The organism is Sulfitobacter sp. 15WGC, from assembly GCF_005068605.1.
Taxonomy (GTDB): domain Bacteria; phylum Pseudomonadota; class Alphaproteobacteria; order Rhodobacterales; family Rhodobacteraceae; genus Sulfitobacter; species Sulfitobacter faviae.
The window spans coordinates 86,305-102,805 of the sequence record NZ_SZNL01000012.1; the positions used below are offsets into that span (position 1 = coordinate 86,305).

Sequence of the window (16,501 nt, forward strand, 5' to 3'; positions counted from 1 at the left end):
GCGCAGTTCACCGCAGATCACCGCGCGGCACCAGCAAAACGTGGCGGCAGGTGCTGCGGCACTTGCCCTCTCACGGGCCCGCCCCTACACCTTGGCGCATGACATATGCACGCCTCACCCCCCTCGCCCAACGCCTGCCCGCCAATGTCCCCTTCGTGGGCCCCGAAGCGCAGGAGCGCGTCCTTGGCCGCCCCTTCAAAGCGCGGCTTGGCGCCAATGAAAACGTCTTTGGCCCCTCGCCCCGCGCCATCGCGGCCATGGCAGAGACCGAGATGTGGAAATATGGCGATTCTGAAAGCATGGAGTTGCGCGCGGCGCTGGCCGAACTGCACGGCATCGCGCCCGAGAACATCATCGTCGGCGAAGGGATCGACGGGCTGCTGGGCTATCTCGTCCGTCTGCTGGTGGGCGAAGGCGATGCGGTGGTGACCTCCGAAGGCGCCTACCCGACCTTCAACTACCACGTCACGGGCTTTGGCGGCGTGCTGCACAGGGTGCCCTACCGCGACGATCACGAAGACCCGGCGGCGCTTTTCACCAAGGCGGCGGAGGTGGATGCCAAGCTGGTCTACCTCGCCAACCCCGACAACCCGATGGGCACTTGGCATGAGGGCGCGGCACTGGCACGCGCGCTCGACGACCTGCCCCAAGGCAGCCTGCTGTTGCTGGATGAAGCCTATATCGAATGCGCCCCCGAGGGCACCGCACCCGAACTTTCCGCCGATGACCCGCGGGTGATCCGGATGCGGACCTTCTCCAAAGCCTACGGCCTTGCCGGGGCGCGGATCGGCTATGCCATCGCCGCGCCCGAGTTGATCACCGCCTTTCACAAGGTCCGCAATCACTTTGGCCTGAACCGCGCGGCGCAGGCGGGGGCTTTGGCGGCGGTGCAGGATCAGAGCTACCTGAAAGAGGTTCAGACCAAGATCGCCGAAGCCCGCCGCCGGATCGCCCAAATCGCCGAAGAAAACGGGCTCAGCACCCTCCCCTCTGCCGCCAATTTCGTCGCGGTCGACTGTGGCCGCGATGGCGCTTTCGCCAAGGCGGTGCTCGACGCGCTGGTGGCGCGGGGGATCTTCGTGCGCATGCCCTTTGCCGCCCCGCAAAACCGCTGCATCCGCATCAGTTGCAGCACGGCGGAGGAGCTGGATCACTTCGCCGCCGCCTTGCCCGAGGCCTTAGCGGACGCGCGCGGGGCTTAAGCCCCGCCGATCACCTCCGCCGCCGCCTGCAAGGCGCCCGGCCCGTGGTCGATCTTCAGCGCCGAAAGCCCGGCTTCGATCCCGCCAAGCAGCCCCATGATCATATGGCCATTCACATGGCCCATATGGCCAAGGCGGAAGAACCCGTGCCACGCAGGTTCCCCCGGCAGGGCCATGCCCAGACCCACGCCCAGTGTGAGCCCCAAATTGCCCTGCACCCAATCGCGCAACTCGGTCGCATGGGGCGCTTGCAGCCGCAGCGCGGTGACGGCATGGCTGCGCAGGGCGCGGTCTTCGATGTTGAACCGCAGGCTGCCCTCAGCCGACCACGCCTCACAGGCCGCCCAGACCGCCCGGGCCAGCGTTTCATGGCGCTGCCAGACCTGCTCGATCCCTTCTTCATGGATGATATCGAGGGCGGCGCGCAGGCCGTAGAGGTGATGCGTCGGCGCCGTGCCGCCGTGGTATTGATAAAACTCCTGCGCATGGGCGCGCGGCGACCAGTCCCAATAGCGGCTCACGCGGGGCAGACGCGCACGGGCTTCCTCGGCCCGGTCGTTGAAAAAGACGAAGGCCATGCCCGGCGGCACCATCAGCCCTTTTTGCGAAGCGGTGACCATGACATCAACGCCCCAAGCGTCCATCTCAAAGCGCTCACAGCCCAATGACGCGATGCAATCGGCCATCAAGAGCGCGGGGTGGCCCGCCTCATCCAACAGGCGGCGCAGGCCCGGCACATCGTTGCGGACCGAGCTTGAGGTGTCCACATGCACCGCCATCACCGCCTTGATTTGGTGGCCGCTGTCGGCCTTCAGGCGTTCGGCCACCTGTGCGAGGTCGACGGGCGCGTTGCGGCCAAAGTCGAGGATATCCACCTCCGCCCCCAGCCCCGTCGCCATTTCGGCCCAGCCATGGCCGAAACGCCCCGTGGCCAGCACCAACACCCGGTCGCCGGGGGCTATGACATTGCTCAGCGCGGCTTCCCAAGCGCCGTGGCCGTTGCTGATATACATCGCCACATGACGATCTGTACGCGCCACGCGCTTCAGGTCAGCGGCCAGTGCAGGCATCATCTCGACCAACTCGCCTTCATAGATATTGGGGGCCGCGCGGTGCATCGCGCTCAGCACCGCGTCGGGCATGACCGAGGGGCCGGGAATGGCGAGGTACGAACGACCGGGGGCGAGTTTATTCTGCTTTATCATGATATTGGCTGCCGTTTTGAAAATGCGTGACCGGGGGACGGTCGCGCGCAGCTTACTGCCCGGCAGGCCGGGGTCAACACGCGATCGGACCTTAGGTAAGGCGCGCCCCCGCGCCGCCCTTCCACGCGCGCAGGCCACCCCCTGCCCGCCTTGCGCGCCCTGCGCGATGCCTTGCCCTGCCTGCGCGGCTTTCGTACACGGGATCAGACTGCCCAAAAGGATCAGGCACCGGTATGAATGATGACAGTTACACCTCCGCGCAGTTGATGCGCTGGCTTTGGCGGGACTATCTAAAGAAACACACCGGTCTGATGGCCATCGCGGTGATCTTCATGATCATCGAAGGCTCCACCTTGGGCGTGCTGGCCAAACTGATGGAGCCGATGTTTGACCGCGTCTTCGTCGGCGGCGACCGTGGGGCGCTGGTCTGGGTCGGTCTGGTGCTGGTGGCGATCTTTGCGCTGCGGGCGCTCGCCACGGTGGTGCAAAAGGTGCTGCTGACCCGCGTGGCACAGCGCACGGCGGCGGATCTGCGCATCGACCTGCTTGACCGGATGATGCAGCAAGACGGCGCCTTTCACCAAAGCCACCCGCCCGGCTTTCTGGTGCAACGCGTGCAATCGGATGTGAATGCGGTCAGCGATGTCTGGCGTGCGGTGATCACCGGCGCGGGGCGCGATCTGGTGGGGCTGGTGATCCTCATGGGCGTGGCCATCGCGATTGACCCGATCTGGGCGCTTCTGGCAATGGTCGGCGTGCCGCTGATGGTGCTGCCCGCCGCCATCGCCCAGCGTTTCGTCCGCGCCCGCTCGCGCGAGGCGCGCGATATCGGAGCCAGCCTCTCGACCCGGCTGGACGAGGTTTTCCACGGCATCGTACAAATCAAGCTCAACGCGCTGGAGGACTACCAGGCCCGCCAGTACCGCGAGTTGACCCGCACCTTTATCCGCACCGAAGTCCGTGCCGCCTTTGGCAACTCTGCGATCCCAGCGATGATCGACATCATGTCGGGCATCGGCTTCATGGCCGTGATCGTCTATGGCGGTTCCGAGATCATCGCGGGCAACAAAACCATTGGCGAGTTCATGACCTTCTTCACCTCGCTGGGGTTCATGTTCTCCCCCCTGCGGCGTCTCGGGGCGATCAGCGGCCTATGGCAGATGGCCGCCGCCGCGCTGGAACGGATCAAAGAGCTGCTCGACGCGCCCCTGCACCTGCGCAGCCCGGACAAAGCGCAGGCCGCGCCCGATGGCCCGCCCGATGTGACCCTGACAGATGTCTCGCTCTCCTATGGTGACACGAAGGTGTTGAACGGCTTGGACCTGACCGCGAAAGCGGGCCAGACGACCGCACTGGTCGGGGCCTCGGGGGCGGGGAAATCGACCATCTTCAACCTGCTCACCCGGCTGGTGGACCCGCAAAGCGGCAGCGTGCGGATCGGCGGGGTCGACACCAGCGCGATGACCATACCGGACCTGCGCGGCCTCTTCTCTGTCGTGACGCAAGAGGCGCTCTTGTTCGATGAAACCCTGCGCGAAAACATCGTGCTGGGCCGCGAGAATGTCACCGATGAAGAGCTCGACCGGGTGCTGAAAGCCGCCCATGTGGCGGACTTCCTGCCGCAGTTGGAACAGGGGCTGGAAACCCGCGTGGGCCCACGCGGCTCAGCCCTGTCGGGCGGGCAGCGCCAGCGCGTGGTGATCGCCCGCGCCCTGCTGCGCGACACGCCGATCCTGCTGTTGGATGAGGCCACCAGCGCCTTGGACGCGCAATCGGAACAGGTCGTGCAGGATGCGCTTGATCGCCTCGCCAAGGGCCGCACCACCATCGTCATCGCACACCGGCTGTCGACCATCCGCAGCGCGGATAAGATCGTGGTGATGGACCGGGGCCGCGTCACCGATGAGGGCACCCATGACGAGCTGATGGAACGCGGCGGCATCTATGCCGACCTCTACCGCCTGCAATATCGAGACGGAAAGACCGTATCGGATGCCCGCGGCCTCAGCGCCCTCTCCGCGAAGAAACGCCGCGAAAGGGCGCGCCAGCCCAATCTGCTCCAGCGGATCGGGGCGGCGTTCTTTAATTGAATGCGCGGGGCGTGGGCAAACCCGCGCCCCTTTCACGAACGCCGGTAGCTTTCGGCGAGCGCCTCGGGGCTGGCCCCCATCGCATAGCGCGCCAGCGTCCAGAGGTTGCGCCCCCCGCGCCGCAGCCAGCCCTGACGGCGGTATTTCTCGGCACTGGTCACGGCGACGCCATTGAGCCGGGTCAAGCGGCCGCGCAGGGCGCGGGCGAGCGCCACATCCTCCATCAGCGGTTGATCGGGATAGCCGCCCACCGCGTCATAAAGCGCGCGGGGCAAAAGCAAACCCTGATCGCCATAGGGCAAGCCAAGAGCGCTGCGCAGGTTCGCCCAGCCCGCCACCAAACGCGGCGCCAAACCGCGCTGATCGAAGCGCAGGCGAAACCACCCCGCGCCTTCGGCTCTGTGCGCCATGTGATCCTGCACCGCATCGCTCCAGCCCGGGGCCAGCACCGTGTCGGCGTGCAGCACCAAGAGCCACGCGCCCTGCGCCGCGTCGCAGCCACGCCGCAACTGCCCGCCCCGCGAAGGCGCGCCCGAGACGACCTCAGCCCCCCAGCCTTCGGCCAGCGCGCGCGTGCCATCCGTGGAGCCGCCATCGCTCAAGATCACCTCGCGGATCAGCCCGGCCTGCAAGCCTTCGACGAGCGCGGCGAGACAAGCGGGCAGCCCCGTGGCCGCGTTGAGACTGGGAATGACGACAGAGATCGGCGCGCGCATGGTTGCCCCTTTTGGATGGCTTTGACAGGTTATATGTCATGGCCAGCAATCAAAGGACACCCGCATGACCCCGCGCCGCATTCTGCGCCTCTCCGGCCCCGACACCCGCGACTTTCTGCAAGGAATCGTGACCAATGACGTCGGCAAACTGGACCAAGGCCCGATCTATGCCGCCCTGCTGACGCCGCAGGGCAAATATATGGCCGATTTCTTTCTGATCGCCGAGGGCGAAGGCGTTCTGCTGGACGTGGATGAGAGCCTTGGCGATATGCTGACCCAGCGGCTGTCGATGTATAAACTGCGCGCAAAGGTAACAATCGCGCCCACCGATCTGCACCTGCACCGCGGCACCGGGCCTGCGCCCGACGACGCCTTAGCCGATCCGCGGCATCCCGAAATCGGCTGGCGCGCCTATCGCGACACCCCGCAAACCGAGGACGCGACCGATTGGGACGCCCTGCGCGTGGCCCATCTGATCCCCGAGACGGGGATCGAACTCACCCCCGATACCTTTATCCTTGAGGCGGGGTTCGATCGGATCAACGGGTTGGATTTCCGCAAAGGCTGCTATGTCGGCCAAGAGGTGACCGCCCGGATGAAACACAAGACCGAGTTGCGCAAAGGGCTGACCCGGGTCGAGGTCAGCGGCAGCGCCGCCCCCGGCACGGCAATCACGGCAGAGGGGAAACCCGCAGGCACGCTCTACACCCAAGCGGGCGGCCAGGCTTTGGCGCATCTGCGGTTCGACCGTGCCAAAGGCCCGATGCAGGCCGAAGGCGCAGAGGTCACTTGGCCCGGCCCTGCGACCTAAGCACCGCGCGACGCTAAAAGGCCCCCACGAAACAAAAAGCCCCGGCAAAGCCGGGGCTGATCTCCTTTACCAAAGATGACGTTGCGTCAAGCGCGTTCGACATATTCCATGGTTTCCGTGTTCACGACGATGTCTTCGTCTTGGCCCACGAAGGGCGGCACGGTGATCTTCACACCGTTGTCGAGCACGGCAGGTTTAAAGGAATTCGCCGCCGTTTGGCCCTTCACCACCGGCTCGGTTTCGGCCACTTTGCAGGTCACCTTCTGCGGCAGGGAGGCGTTCAGCGCCTCTTCCTCGTGATATTCGACCACGATCATCATGCCGTCCTGCAAGAAGGGGCGACGCTCGCCCAAAAGCTCGGCAGGCAGTTGCACCTGCTCATAGGTTTCGGTGTCCATCACCACCAGCATACCGTCGTCTTCATACAGAAATTGCTGGTCTTTTTGCTCCAAACGCACGCGCTCGACCTTGTCGGCGGAACGGAAGCGTTCGTTCAATTTGGAGCCGTTGCGCAGGTTGCGCATCTCGACTTGGGCAAAGGCGCCGCCCTTGCCGGGCTTCACGTGATCGACCTTCACAGCCGCCCAGAGGCCACCGTTATGTTCAAGGACGTTTCCGGGGCGGATCTCGTTTCCGTTAATCTTGGGCATGTGACAAAACCACGACATAAGGTTGATGATATGATGTTCGGGTCTATATCGGGAGGGATGGTCCCCTGCAAGCAGGCGTTATTCTCTGCTGCCACACCAACTAGATATGCGCAAGCTGCATGGGAGATATGCTAAATAGAGGTATCCGAATCAAAAGATATCCGTCATAAGGGCCTCCACGCCCGAATGACAAGAGCAAGAATAATCGAAAGGACGACGAGATGAAAGATTTCGTTGATGGCACCGCTTTCAACAACGAGCAAGGCAACCGCGCACGCAAGCTCTTTGCTGCTGTGGTGCTAGCTGCTTTGGATGACGCAATTGCCGATGACAAGAAATATGGCAACGGCCCGGAACAGATCGCCCGCTGGGCCCGCTCGCGCGATGGCCGCGAGGTTCTGAGCTGTGCCGGTATCGACCCCAACGAGCGGGTCGTCGAAGGTTTGATGGAATTCGTCGGCAAAGGCGTGCGGACATCCGTCGCCCTGTCGCGTGAAGAATCCGAGCGCCGCAATGCCGCGCTTCAGGCCGAAGCCGCCTAAGAGATATTCGCCAAGCGGCGCAATTGACGCAGCCTTCGGGCTGCGTTTTTTTTGTGTCTGCCCCTCGGCGATGGGCTTTCCCCTGCCCCTGATTTGCGCCAATTTGCGCGAAACCAAGGGCGAGCAGACATGACCAAAGCCATCATGATCCAAGGCACCGGCAGCAATGTCGGCAAGTCGATGATCGTCGCCGGATTGATCCGCGCCTGCACCCGGCGTGGCCTGCGTGTGCGCCCTTTCAAACCGCAGAACATGTCCAACAACGCCGCCGTCACCGAAGACGGGGGCGAGATTGGCCGCGCGCAGGCGTTGCAGGCCCGCGCGGCGGGCGTGGCCCCGCATACGGATATGAACCCGGTGCTGCTGAAACCCCAAAGCGCCACGGGCGCGCAGGTGGTGGTGCAAGGCAAGATCGCAGGCCAGCAAGAGGCACGGGAATTTGGCCGCAACAAAGCCAGCCTGATGCCCGCGGTGCTGCAATCCTTTCACCGTTTGGCCGAAAGCTGCGACCTAATCGTGATCGAGGGTGCGGGCTCTCCGGCTGAGACGAACCTGCGAGCCGGCGACATCGCCAATATGGGCTTTGCACGCGCCGCCGGGGTGTCGGTGGTGCTGATGGGCGATATCGACCGCGGCGGGGTGATCGCGCAGATCGTCGGCACACAGGCCGTGCTCTCCCCCGAGGATAACGCGCTAATCCGCGGCTTTGCGGTGAACAAATTCCGCGGTGACCGCAGCCTCTTTGACGCAGGGCGCGATGACATCGCCGCGCGTACCGGCTGGCCGAGCCTTGGGGTGATCCCCTGGTTCGACGCCGCCCACCGCCTGCCCGCCGAAGACGTGATGGACCTGCCCGCCCGCGCCCGTTCAGGCGGTTCGGGCTGCGTTATCGCCGTGCCGCGCCTGCCCCGGATCGCCAATTTCGATGACCTCGACCCATTGGCCGCCGAGCCGGGCGTCGACCTGCGGATGATCATGCCGGGCAGCCCCCTGCCCGCTGACGCCGATCTGGTACTGATGGTCGGCAGTAAATCCACGATCTCCGACCTCGAAGCCTTCCGGGCCGAGGGGTGGGACATCGACCTTGCCGCCCATATCCGGCGCGGCGGCCATGTGCTGGGGCTTTGCGGTGGCTATCAGATGCTGGGCAAGACTATCACCGATCCGCAGGGGATCGAAGGCCCGGCGGCGCGGGTGGCCGGGCTGGGGCATTTGGACGTCGAAACCACGATGGCCCCGCTGAAACATCTGTCGGAAAAGTCCGGCCAGCACCCAGCCAGCGGCACCGCCCTCACCGGCTATGAGATCCATATCGGAGAGACCACCGGCCCCGACTGCGCCCGCGCGTGGCTGACTTTCGACGGCACGCCCGAGGGCGCGGCCTCCCCTTCGGGCCGGGTTCAGGGCTGCTATATGCATGGGATTTTCAGCTCGGATGCCTTCCGCCGTGCCTATCTTGGCGGCTTCGGCGTCTCCTCATCGCTGGACTTTGAATCCGGCGTCGAAGAGGCGCTGGACGCGCTGGCCGATCATGTCGAGACCTATATGGATGTCGACCTGTTCCTCTCCCTCGCGGCAGAGGTCTAGGCTGGAGAGCGCGCAGCCCTCCAGCCCAACGCTTAAAACTCGACGACCGCGCGGATCGATTCACCCTTGTGCATCAGATCGAAGCCTTCGTTGATCTGATCCAAAGTCAGTTTGTGGGTGATCATCGGGTCGATCTCGATCTTGCCGTTCATGTACCAGTCGACGATCTTGGGGACATCCGTCCGCCCCTTGGCCCCGCCAAAGGCGGTGCCGCGCCAGACCCGACCGGTGACCAGCTGGAAAGGCCGCGTCGAAATCTCGGCCCCCGCGGGTGCCACGCCGATGATGATGCTCTCGCCCCAGCCCTTATGCGCGCATTCCAGCGCGTCGCGCATGACTTTGGTGTTGCCAGTCGCGTCAAAGGAGTAATCGGCGCCGCCCTTGGTCAGTTCAACCAGATGCCCGACCAGATCGCCGTCAACTTTCGTGGGGTTCACGAAATCGGTCATGCCGAAGTAACGCGCGGCAACTTCCTTGTCGTCATTGAGGTCGACGCCCACGATCTGATCCGCCCCGGCCATGCGCAGGCCCTGAATGACGTTCAGACCGATGCCGCCCAACCCAAAGACCACGCAACGCGCGCCCAGCTCGACCTTAGCAGTGTTGATCACCGCCCCGATGCCCGTGGTGACGCCACAGCCGATGTAGCAAATCTTGTCAAAAGGCGCGTCCTTGCGCACCTTGGCCAGCGCGATTTCGGGCACCACGGTGTGGTTGGCGAAGGTCGAACAGCCCATGTAGTGGTGGATCGGCGTGCCATCCAGCATGGAGAACCGCGTCGTGCCGTCGGGTAGCTTGCCTTGGCCTTGGGTCACGCGGATCGCCTGACACAGGTTGGTCTTGCCGCTCAAGCAATATTCACACTCCCGGCATTCTGGCGTGTAGAGCGGGATGACGTGATCGCCCGGCTCCAGCGTGGTGACGCCCTCGCCCACTTCCAGCACGACGCCCGCCCCCTCATGGCCGAGGATGGCGGGGAAGATGCCTTCGGGATCGTCGCCCGAGCGGGTGAACTCATCGGTATGGCACAGGCCGGTCGCCTTGATCTCGACCAAGACCTCGCCCCGTTTCGGGCCTTCGAGGTTCACCTCCATGATTTCAAGCGGTTTGCCGGCTTCCACGGCAACGGCGGCACGGGTTCTCATCATGGGTCTCTCCTTCGGGTGTGATCTCTGCTGCTTTATGAAGCACGCATGCGGCAAATGTCCAACGCAGAAAACGCCGCTCTGATCGCCTCAACCGGTGATCGGCGCGTCGGATTTGATCTGCCGTAGGATCACATTCGTCGTGGCCGAATTCACCGCCGGATGCAGGAACAGAAAGCTCTCCAAAAAGGCGTTATAGGCGTCGATATCGCGACACAGCACGCGCAGGTGATAATCTGCTTGGCCCGTGGTGGCGAAACATTCCGTCACCTCTGTCCGGCTTTGGATCGCCCGGATGAAACTGGCGAGGGCCGAGGCGTCATGCCGGGTCAGATGCACATGCACCATCGCCTCGAACCCCAGCCCCATCGCCTTGGGGTCGACCACGGCGGCGTAGCGTTTGATCACCCCCGCCTGCTCCAACGCCTTGACCCGCCGCCAGCAGGCGGAGGCGGAAATGTTCAGCTTTTCTGCCAGTTGTGCGTTGGGCAGGCGCGAATCCTGCTGGAGCAGGAAGACAAGCTGTCGGTCAGTCGCGTCCATTTCATTCATCGGGTAAATCTTTCACTCAGCGGAGTACCTGCGGATAATTTATCCGCGCATCCGCGACAAAGCCAGCAGAATGGGTGCAAAAATTCGCGCATCCTGCGGTATACTTCCCAGTGAGGAGACCCCCATGACAGAACAACCGCGCGAATTTACCACTTATAAACTTGATGACCGCTATGATCAGTCCGAAGGCCGCGTCTTTCTGACCGGGACGCAGGCGCTGGTGCGCATCATGCTAGATCAGGCCCGGCGTGATCGCGCGGCTGGGTTGAATACCGCCGGGTTCGTCTCGGGCTACCGTGGCTCGCCTCTGGGCGGGCTCGATCTGGAATACTGGCGCATCAAGGACCGCGTGGCCGAGGCGGGGGTGAAGTTCCTTCCGGCGGTGAACGAAGACCTCGGCGCCACCGCGGTCTTGGGCGCGCAGCAGGCGCATCTCGACCCGCAGGCCGAGGTCGAGGGCGTCTTCTCCATGTGGTACGGCAAGGGGCCGGGGGTGGACCGCTCGGGCGACGCGCTGAAACACGGAAACGCCTATGGCTCCGCGCCCAAGGGCGGCGTGCTGGTGGTGGCGGGCGACGACCACGGCTGCGTGTCGTCGTCGATGCCGCACCAGTCCGACGTGGGCTTCATGTCGTGGTTCATGCCGACGCTGAACCCGGCTTCCGTCGCCGAATACCAAGCCTTCGGCGAATACGGCATCGCGCTGTCGCGTTTCTCGGGCACATGGGTCGGCTTCAAGGCGATCTCGGAAACCGTGGAGAGCGGCGCCTCGGTCGAACTCACGCCCGACCGTGTGTTCAAGCAACCTGACTACACCGCCCCCCAGGGCGGGCTGCATGTGCGCTTGGGCGATCTCCCCTCCCCCGAGATCGAGACGCGACTGCACCACAAGCTCGACGCGGTGCAGGCCTTCATGCGCGCCAACCCGATCGACCGGCATATCTACGAGACGCAGGACGCCTCCTTCGGCATCGTCACCACTGGCAAGGGCCATCTCGACACGATGGAGGCACTTCGGCTTCTGGACCTTGATGAGGCCGCCTGCCGCCGTCTGGGCATCGATATCTACAAGATCGGCATGGTTTGGCCGCTGGCGCTGGACGATGCGCTCGACTTCGTGAAGGGCAAACGCGAAGTGCTTGTGATCGAAGAGAAACGCGGCATCATCGAAAGCCAGTTCAAGGAGGCCTTCTACGACTGGCCCGGCTCGAAACCGGCGCGGATGGTCGGCAAACATGACGAGAACCTCGAAGAACTGGTGCCCTGGACCGGGGAGCTGTCGCCGCTGAAGCTGGTGCCGATCATCGCAGCACGTCTCGACGCCTTCTTCCCCGAAGAGAAGCTGCTCGAAAAAGCCCGCGCCCTGACCGACCAGCCGCCGGTGCTGCTGAACGTCGAGGGCGCCACCCGCACCCCCTATTTCTGCTCCGGCTGCCCGCATAACTCCTCCACCAAGCTGCCGGAGGGGTCGAAGGCGAACTCCGGCATCGGCTGCCATGTCATGGCCTCGTGGATGGACCGCGAGACGGCGGGTTTTGCCCAGATGGGCGGCGAAGGCGTGCCGTGGATCGCGACTTCGATGTTTAACGGGAACAAGCACGTCTTCCAGAACCTTGGCGAGGGCACTTGGTATCACTCCGGCTCCTTGGCGATCCGGCAGGCGGTCGCGGCGAAGACCAACATCACCTACAAGATCCTCTACAACGACGCAGTGGCGATGACCGGCGGCCAGCCGGTGGACGGCCCCGTTTCCGTCGCCGCCATCGCGCAGGCCTGCCGCGCCGAGGGCGTGGAGCGGATCGCGCTGGTCTCGGACCGGCCCGAACTGCTGCCCAAGGGCGACTTCCCGGAGGGCACCACCTTCGATCACCGCGGCGATCTTGACCGCGTGCAACGCGAGCTGCGCGAGATCCCGGGCGTCACCGTGCTGATCTACGAACAGACCTGCGCCACCGAGAAACGCCGCAAGCGCAAACGCGGGCTGATGGACGACCCGAAGAAATTCGTGATGATCAACGATCTGGTCTGCGAAGGCTGCGGCGATTGCAGTCTCGAGTCGAACTGCCTGAGCGTCGAGCCCAAGAAGACCGAGTTCGGCACCAAACGGCAGATCAACCAGTCCACCTGCAACAAGGATTACTCCTGCCTTAACGGCTTCTGCCCGTCCTTCGTCACCGTCGAGGGCGGCAGCCGCCGCAAGCGCTCGGGCGCGGGGCTGGACGTGGCGGGTCTGTCGGCGCAGCTTCCGATGCCGGAGTTGCCCAAGCTCGACCAACCCTTCAACCTGCTGGTGACCGGCGTCGGCGGCACCGGCGTGGTGACCGTGGGCGCGCTCATCACCATGGCGGCGCATCTCGAGGGGCTGGGCTCCAGCGTGCTCGACTTCACCGGCTTTGCGCAGAAATTCGGCACCGTGCTGGGCTATGTCCGTCTGGCGAAACGGCCCGGGGAGGTGCATCAGGTGCGCATCGATCAGGGCGGCGCCGACGCGGTGATTGGCTGCGACATGGTGGTGAGTTCCGCGCCCAAAGCCTCGGCGCATTACCGGCGCGGGACGCAGATCGTGCTGAACCGTGCCGAGATGCCCACCGGTGATCTGGTGCTGAACCGCGACGCCGACCTGCGCATCGACGACCGCGAGGCGGTGATCGCGCAGGCCGTGGGGGCCGAGAACCTCGCCGCCTTCGACGCCAACGTCATGGCCGAGAAGCTGATGGGCGACGCGGTCTTTGCCAACGTGATGATGCTCGGTTTCGCTTGGCAGAAGGGTCTCGTGCCGGTCTCGCTCACAGCACTTGAGCAGGCAATCGAATTGAACGGCGTGGTGCCCGACAAGAACCGCGCCGCCTTTGGCTTTGGCAGGGTCATGGCGGGCAACCCGCAGGCGATCGAGGCGCATTTCGCCCCCGCGCCCGCGCCCGACGACAGTGTCGAAGGCCTGATCGCGCGGCGGATGGAATTCCTCACCGGCTACCAGAACGCCGCCTACGCCCAGCGCTACAAGGACAAGCTCGACGCGCTGGCGGGCAAGCTGCCCGAGGGCGCCGACGACCTGATGCGCGCGGCGGCGAAATCGCTGTTCAAGCTGATGGCCTATAAGGACGAATACGAGGTCGCGCGCCTGCACCGTCAAAGCGGTTTCGAGGAGCGTATCGCCGATACTTTCGAGGGCGACTACAAGGTGCATTATCACCTTGCCCCGCCCGCTTGGCCCACCGGCACGGATGGTCGCGGACGCCCCAACAAGCGAAAGTTCGGCCCCTGGATGGGCCGCGCCTTCGACCTTCTGGCGGCGATGAAACCGCTGCGCGGCACATGGGCCGACCCGTTCAGCTACGGTGCCGACCGCAAGCTCGAGGTCGGTCTGATCGGCTGGTACGAGGAGGTCATGGCAAAGGCCCCCGCCCTGCCACATGACGCGGCGCTGGCGGTGCTTTCCGCGCCGATGGAAATCCGCGGCTACGGCCCCGTGAAAGAGGCCGCAGCCGAGAAAGTGCAGGCCGAGGTGGCCGCGCGCCTAGGCTAAAAGCGTCGTCGAGAAATCACCGCGCAGCCCGGCTTCGAGCAATTCGAGGTCGGGCGAGCAATCGCTATATTGCGCCACCATGCCCGGCGGGATGACGAAGGCATCGCCTGCCTCCAATTTGCGCGGCTCCTGCCCTTCGGCGTTCAGGGTCATGCTGCCTTCCATGACGAAGCTGAAGTGAATGTCGGCGTCGTGCTTCGCGGGCGGCGGCATGCCGCCGTCGAAACGCGCCACCTGAATGCCGGCCACGCCCTTGGTGCCCTTGGTGATCCCGGTGTCGCGCGCGACGAAGCCGGGGATGCGGAAGGGCTGCCACTCGGCCCCCTCCTTCACGTGATGCACGAAGGTCTGGCCGTCCCATTCGCGGGCAGGGTCGCCTTTGCCGTTGGGCAGGGTCATCTCGTGGTCGATGGTGGTGACATGTTCCGCAGGCACGCCGATCTCGATCACCTCGATCGAGGGCGAGGCTTCAACCACACGATGACGGATGCCGGGTGGCTGGGTCACGCAATCGCCGGCATGGAGCCGGATCACATCGCCCTGATCCTCGTAAAGCACATCAACCCAGCCCCGGTAGCAATAGATCAGTTGGAAGCCAACGGTGTGGTAATGGACCATGTCCGGCACCGGGCCGCCATCGGGGATGCGGATGTGGCTGGCGATGATCGAGCCGCCGAGGCGCGACGGGATGAGATCGCGGTAGTGCATCCCCGCGCGGCCGATCACCCATGGGGCCTCATCCGCCAGCCGCCGCACGGCGAACTCATGCTGTGTCTCGGGCTGGTCCACGCGCGGGCTACGCGGCAGGATCTTGATCTTCGTGCCATTGGGTGCGGTGAGTTCCCGCTGCCCTTCTGCGATGCTGTCGGGCGCATCGGTCAGCAGGCGCAGATGCCCCGGTGCCACATCCGCCCCCCGTTCAAGCCTCACTTGCACCCCATGGCCCGAAAAACTTGCCACCGAAGGATCATCCGCGGGAAAGATCGTCTCAAGCCGCATGCCCAGCACTTTGGTGAAGAAAGGCAAATCCTCCCTAAGCTCCCGCGTGGGCAACAAGAATTCCGCCAAAACATCATCGGGCAAACGCATTTAACTGATCCTCTTCACGTATCGCGCCGCAGTTGAGCGCGCGACAAGCAAAGCGTCAACTGGGGGTTACGCACCACAGCCGATAAAGTTCCCCCCGACCGCTCATTTTCGACCAGCGAGTCGCAGCGCAAAATTCGCGCGATCACAAGAACCGCAAATTCTCGCCCCGATTTCGCACCCTCACGCGCCCAATAGCGCCTGAAAGCCTGCACAATTTCCACGCAATCACCTCCCGCAATGCGGGAAAGAAAGGGGCCATGGCCATCTCTCTTCGCCAATTCAATGGTTTCGCGAGGCTTCAAAATATGGTTAATAATTTATGCAACGGCACAAGGTATTGGTGCAGAAGCGTCACAATTTCGCCGGGTTTATAGGACTAGATGTGAACAGTTTATAAAGACACCCGGACTGCCCGTCTGCCCCACGAAAGAGGTGCCAAAAATGAAAATTCTTGCTGTCGACGATGACCCATTTATCCGCGAATTGCTGCCCGTTGTTTTCCGCGAAGCCGATTACCCCCATTTGACATTGGCCGCCTCCGGCGCTGCCGCTCTGGAACTGCTCGAAACCACCAAAGAACATTTCGACTGCCTGCTCTTGGACATCGAGATGCCCGAGATGGACGGCATCACCCTATGCCGCCGCATTCGCACGCTGGAAGCCTATCAAGACACGCCGATCCTGATGGTGACCTCGCGCGCCGACGCGACCGCGATCGAAAGCGCCTTTGCCGCCGGGGCCAACGACTATGTGACCAAACCTTTCGACGTGAAGGACATCGCAACCCGCGTGCATATCGCCGAGCGCATGCTGGAGAACACCCAGCGCGCCCCGCGCCTTGATCCGCAGCATTTGAAAGACGTGGGCGAGCCCGGCGTCCACGATTTTGCGCTGGCCGATCCTGTGCATATCAATGGGGTCGATCAATTGGTGCTGCCCTTCTCCTTGGGCAATTACCTGTCGCAGCTTTCACGCCAACACCTTGATATCTGTCAGGTCTTCGCGGCCAAGATCGAACATATCGATGAGCTTTACGCGACCTGCAACACCGCCGAATTCGCCCGCGCCATCGCCGCTGCGGCCGAGGCCATCGCGCGCGTGGTCGATTGCCCACAACTGCTGATGACCCATAACGGATCTGGCACGCTTCTGTGCATCGCGACAGGTGACAGCCTGCCCGCTTGGCCCGAGATCGAGGTGCTCATCCAAGGGGAGCTGGACGGCATGGACCTGCGCCATGACGACAACAGCCCGATGACGGTGATGCTCTCCGTCGGTGGCCCGATCCAGCCTAATGCGAGCCGCACTCAGCGGGTCAGAAAGACATTCGACCGCGCCATTCGCCGCGTGGCGATGCGGCAGAAGGTCAAGCTCGACACCCCCCCG

General features: G+C 63.9%; 13 protein-coding genes. 7 read left to right on the forward strand and 6 right to left on the reverse strand.

All coding sequences use genetic code 11. The annotated features are described in order from the left end of the window. Positions 1 to 98 precede the first annotated feature (98 nt). A complete protein-coding gene (locus FCK22_RS12000) occupies positions 99 to 1,202 on the forward strand; it encodes a pyridoxal phosphate-dependent aminotransferase (protein WP_067265133.1) in 1,104 nt (367 codons plus the stop codon). Here FCK22_RS12000 and FCK22_RS12005 read toward each other — a convergent pair. Beyond that, positions 1,199 to 2,407 carry an aminotransferase class V-fold PLP-dependent enzyme gene (locus FCK22_RS12005; RefSeq protein ID WP_067265146.1) on the reverse strand — a complete coding sequence of 403 codons (1,209 nt, stop codon included), beginning with the start codon at positions 2,405 to 2,407 and terminating at the stop codon, positions 1,199 to 1,201. The genes FCK22_RS12000 and FCK22_RS12005 overlap by 4 nt on opposite strands. 233 nt (positions 2,408 to 2,640) lie before the next feature. Here FCK22_RS12005 and FCK22_RS12010 point away from each other — a divergent pair, with 233 nt between their 5' ends. Continuing rightward, positions 2,641 to 4,497 carry an ABC transporter ATP-binding protein gene (locus tag FCK22_RS12010; protein ID WP_067265149.1) on the forward strand — a complete coding sequence of 619 codons (1,857 nt, stop codon included), beginning with the start codon at positions 2,641 to 2,643 and terminating at the stop codon, positions 4,495 to 4,497. A 32-nt stretch (positions 4,498 to 4,529) separates the two neighbouring features. Here the strand turns inward: FCK22_RS12010 and FCK22_RS12015 are convergent, their stop codons facing one another. Then, positions 4,530 to 5,213 carry a TIGR04283 family arsenosugar biosynthesis glycosyltransferase gene (locus tag FCK22_RS12015; protein WP_067265152.1) on the reverse strand — a complete coding sequence of 228 codons (684 nt, stop codon included), beginning with the start codon at positions 5,211 to 5,213 and terminating at the stop codon, positions 4,530 to 4,532. Positions 5,214 to 5,277: 64 nt separating this feature from the next. Here FCK22_RS12015 and FCK22_RS12020 point away from each other — a divergent pair, with 64 nt between their 5' ends. Then, on the forward strand, positions 5,278 to 6,024 hold the full coding sequence (locus FCK22_RS12020) for a folate-binding protein YgfZ (RefSeq protein WP_067265154.1): 747 nt from the start codon (positions 5,278 to 5,280) through the stop codon (positions 6,022 to 6,024). An 86-nt stretch (positions 6,025 to 6,110) separates the two neighbouring features. Here the strand turns inward: FCK22_RS12020 and efp are convergent, their stop codons facing one another. Beyond that, positions 6,111 to 6,674: an elongation factor P gene (gene efp / locus FCK22_RS12025; protein ID WP_067265157.1), complete on the reverse strand. Its 564-nt coding sequence runs from the start codon at positions 6,672 to 6,674 to the stop codon at positions 6,111 to 6,113. Positions 6,675 to 6,895: 221 nt separating this feature from the next. On the opposite strand from efp, the gene FCK22_RS12030 reads away from it, so the two are divergent. Next, positions 6,896 to 7,216: a DUF6280 family protein gene (locus FCK22_RS12030; RefSeq protein ID WP_007120494.1), complete on the forward strand. Its 321-nt coding sequence runs from the start codon at positions 6,896 to 6,898 to the stop codon at positions 7,214 to 7,216. Positions 7,217 to 7,345: 129 nt separating this feature from the next. Continuing rightward, positions 7,346 to 8,803 carry a cobyric acid synthase gene (locus tag FCK22_RS12035; RefSeq protein WP_067265160.1) on the forward strand — a complete coding sequence of 486 codons (1,458 nt, stop codon included), beginning with the start codon at positions 7,346 to 7,348 and terminating at the stop codon, positions 8,801 to 8,803. Positions 8,804 to 8,835: 32 nt separating this feature from the next. Here the strand turns inward: FCK22_RS12035 and FCK22_RS12040 are convergent, their stop codons facing one another. Together FCK22_RS12040 and FCK22_RS12045 are read right to left on the reverse strand one after the other, a co-directional pair. Then, on the reverse strand, positions 8,836 to 9,948 hold the full coding sequence (locus tag FCK22_RS12040) for an S-(hydroxymethyl)glutathione dehydrogenase/class III alcohol dehydrogenase (protein ID WP_067265210.1): 1,113 nt from the start codon (positions 9,946 to 9,948) through the stop codon (positions 8,836 to 8,838). A gap of 90 nt (positions 9,949 to 10,038) precedes the next feature. Continuing rightward, entirely contained in the window at positions 10,039 to 10,500 is a 462-nt protein-coding gene (locus FCK22_RS12045; protein WP_067265165.1) for an Lrp/AsnC family transcriptional regulator, read from the reverse strand. 124 nt (positions 10,501 to 10,624) lie between these two features. Between FCK22_RS12045 and FCK22_RS12050 the strand changes: the two genes are divergently transcribed. After that, positions 10,625 to 14,026 (forward strand): indolepyruvate ferredoxin oxidoreductase family protein, encoded by a 3,402-nt coding sequence (locus FCK22_RS12050; protein WP_067265167.1) that lies wholly within the window; start codon positions 10,625 to 10,627, stop codon positions 14,024 to 14,026. Here the strand turns inward: FCK22_RS12050 and FCK22_RS12055 are convergent. Next, positions 14,018 to 15,115 (reverse strand): cupin domain-containing protein, encoded by a 1,098-nt coding sequence (locus FCK22_RS12055; protein WP_136720441.1) that lies wholly within the window; start codon positions 15,113 to 15,115, stop codon positions 14,018 to 14,020. The genes FCK22_RS12050 and FCK22_RS12055 overlap by 9 nt on opposite strands. Before the next feature lie 441 nt (positions 15,116 to 15,556). On the opposite strand from FCK22_RS12055, the gene FCK22_RS12060 reads away from it, so the two are divergent. Then, on the forward strand, positions 15,557 to 16,501 hold a 945-nt coding region (locus FCK22_RS12060), incomplete at its 3' end, for a response regulator (protein ID WP_169306080.1).

Excerpts from the sequence above, each read along its gene's own strand:
- FCK22_RS12000 (WP_067265133.1), top strand. The coding sequence starts at position 99 with ATGACATATGCACGCCTCACCCCCCTCGCCCAACGCCTGCCCGCCAAT.
- FCK22_RS12035 (WP_067265160.1), top strand. The coding sequence starts at position 7,346 with ATGACCAAAGCCATCATGATCCAAGGCACCGGCAGCAATGTCGGCAAG.
- FCK22_RS12010 (WP_067265149.1), top strand. The coding sequence starts at position 2,641 with ATGAATGATGACAGTTACACCTCCGCGCAGTTGATGCGCTGGCTTTGG.
- FCK22_RS12015 (WP_067265152.1), bottom strand. The coding sequence starts at position 5,213 with ATGCGCGCGCCGATCTCTGTCGTCATTCCCAGTCTCAACGCGGCCACG.
- FCK22_RS12030 (WP_007120494.1), top strand. The coding sequence starts at position 6,896 with ATGAAAGATTTCGTTGATGGCACCGCTTTCAACAACGAGCAAGGCAAC.
- FCK22_RS12005 (WP_067265146.1), bottom strand. The coding sequence starts at position 2,407 with ATGATAAAGCAGAATAAACTCGCCCCCGGTCGTTCGTACCTCGCCATT.
- FCK22_RS12040 (WP_067265210.1), bottom strand. The coding sequence starts at position 9,948 with ATGAGAACCCGTGCCGCCGTTGCCGTGGAAGCCGGCAAACCGCTTGAA.
- efp (WP_067265157.1), bottom strand. The coding sequence starts at position 6,674 with ATGCCCAAGATTAACGGAAACGAGATCCGCCCCGGAAACGTCCTTGAA.
- FCK22_RS12050 (WP_067265167.1), top strand. The coding sequence starts at position 10,625 with ATGACAGAACAACCGCGCGAATTTACCACTTATAAACTTGATGACCGC.
- FCK22_RS12045 (WP_067265165.1), bottom strand. The coding sequence starts at position 10,500 with ATGAATGAAATGGACGCGACTGACCGACAGCTTGTCTTCCTGCTCCAG.
- FCK22_RS12020 (WP_067265154.1), top strand. The coding sequence starts at position 5,278 with ATGACCCCGCGCCGCATTCTGCGCCTCTCCGGCCCCGACACCCGCGAC.
- FCK22_RS12055 (WP_136720441.1), bottom strand. The coding sequence starts at position 15,115 with ATGCGTTTGCCCGATGATGTTTTGGCGGAATTCTTGTTGCCCACGCGG.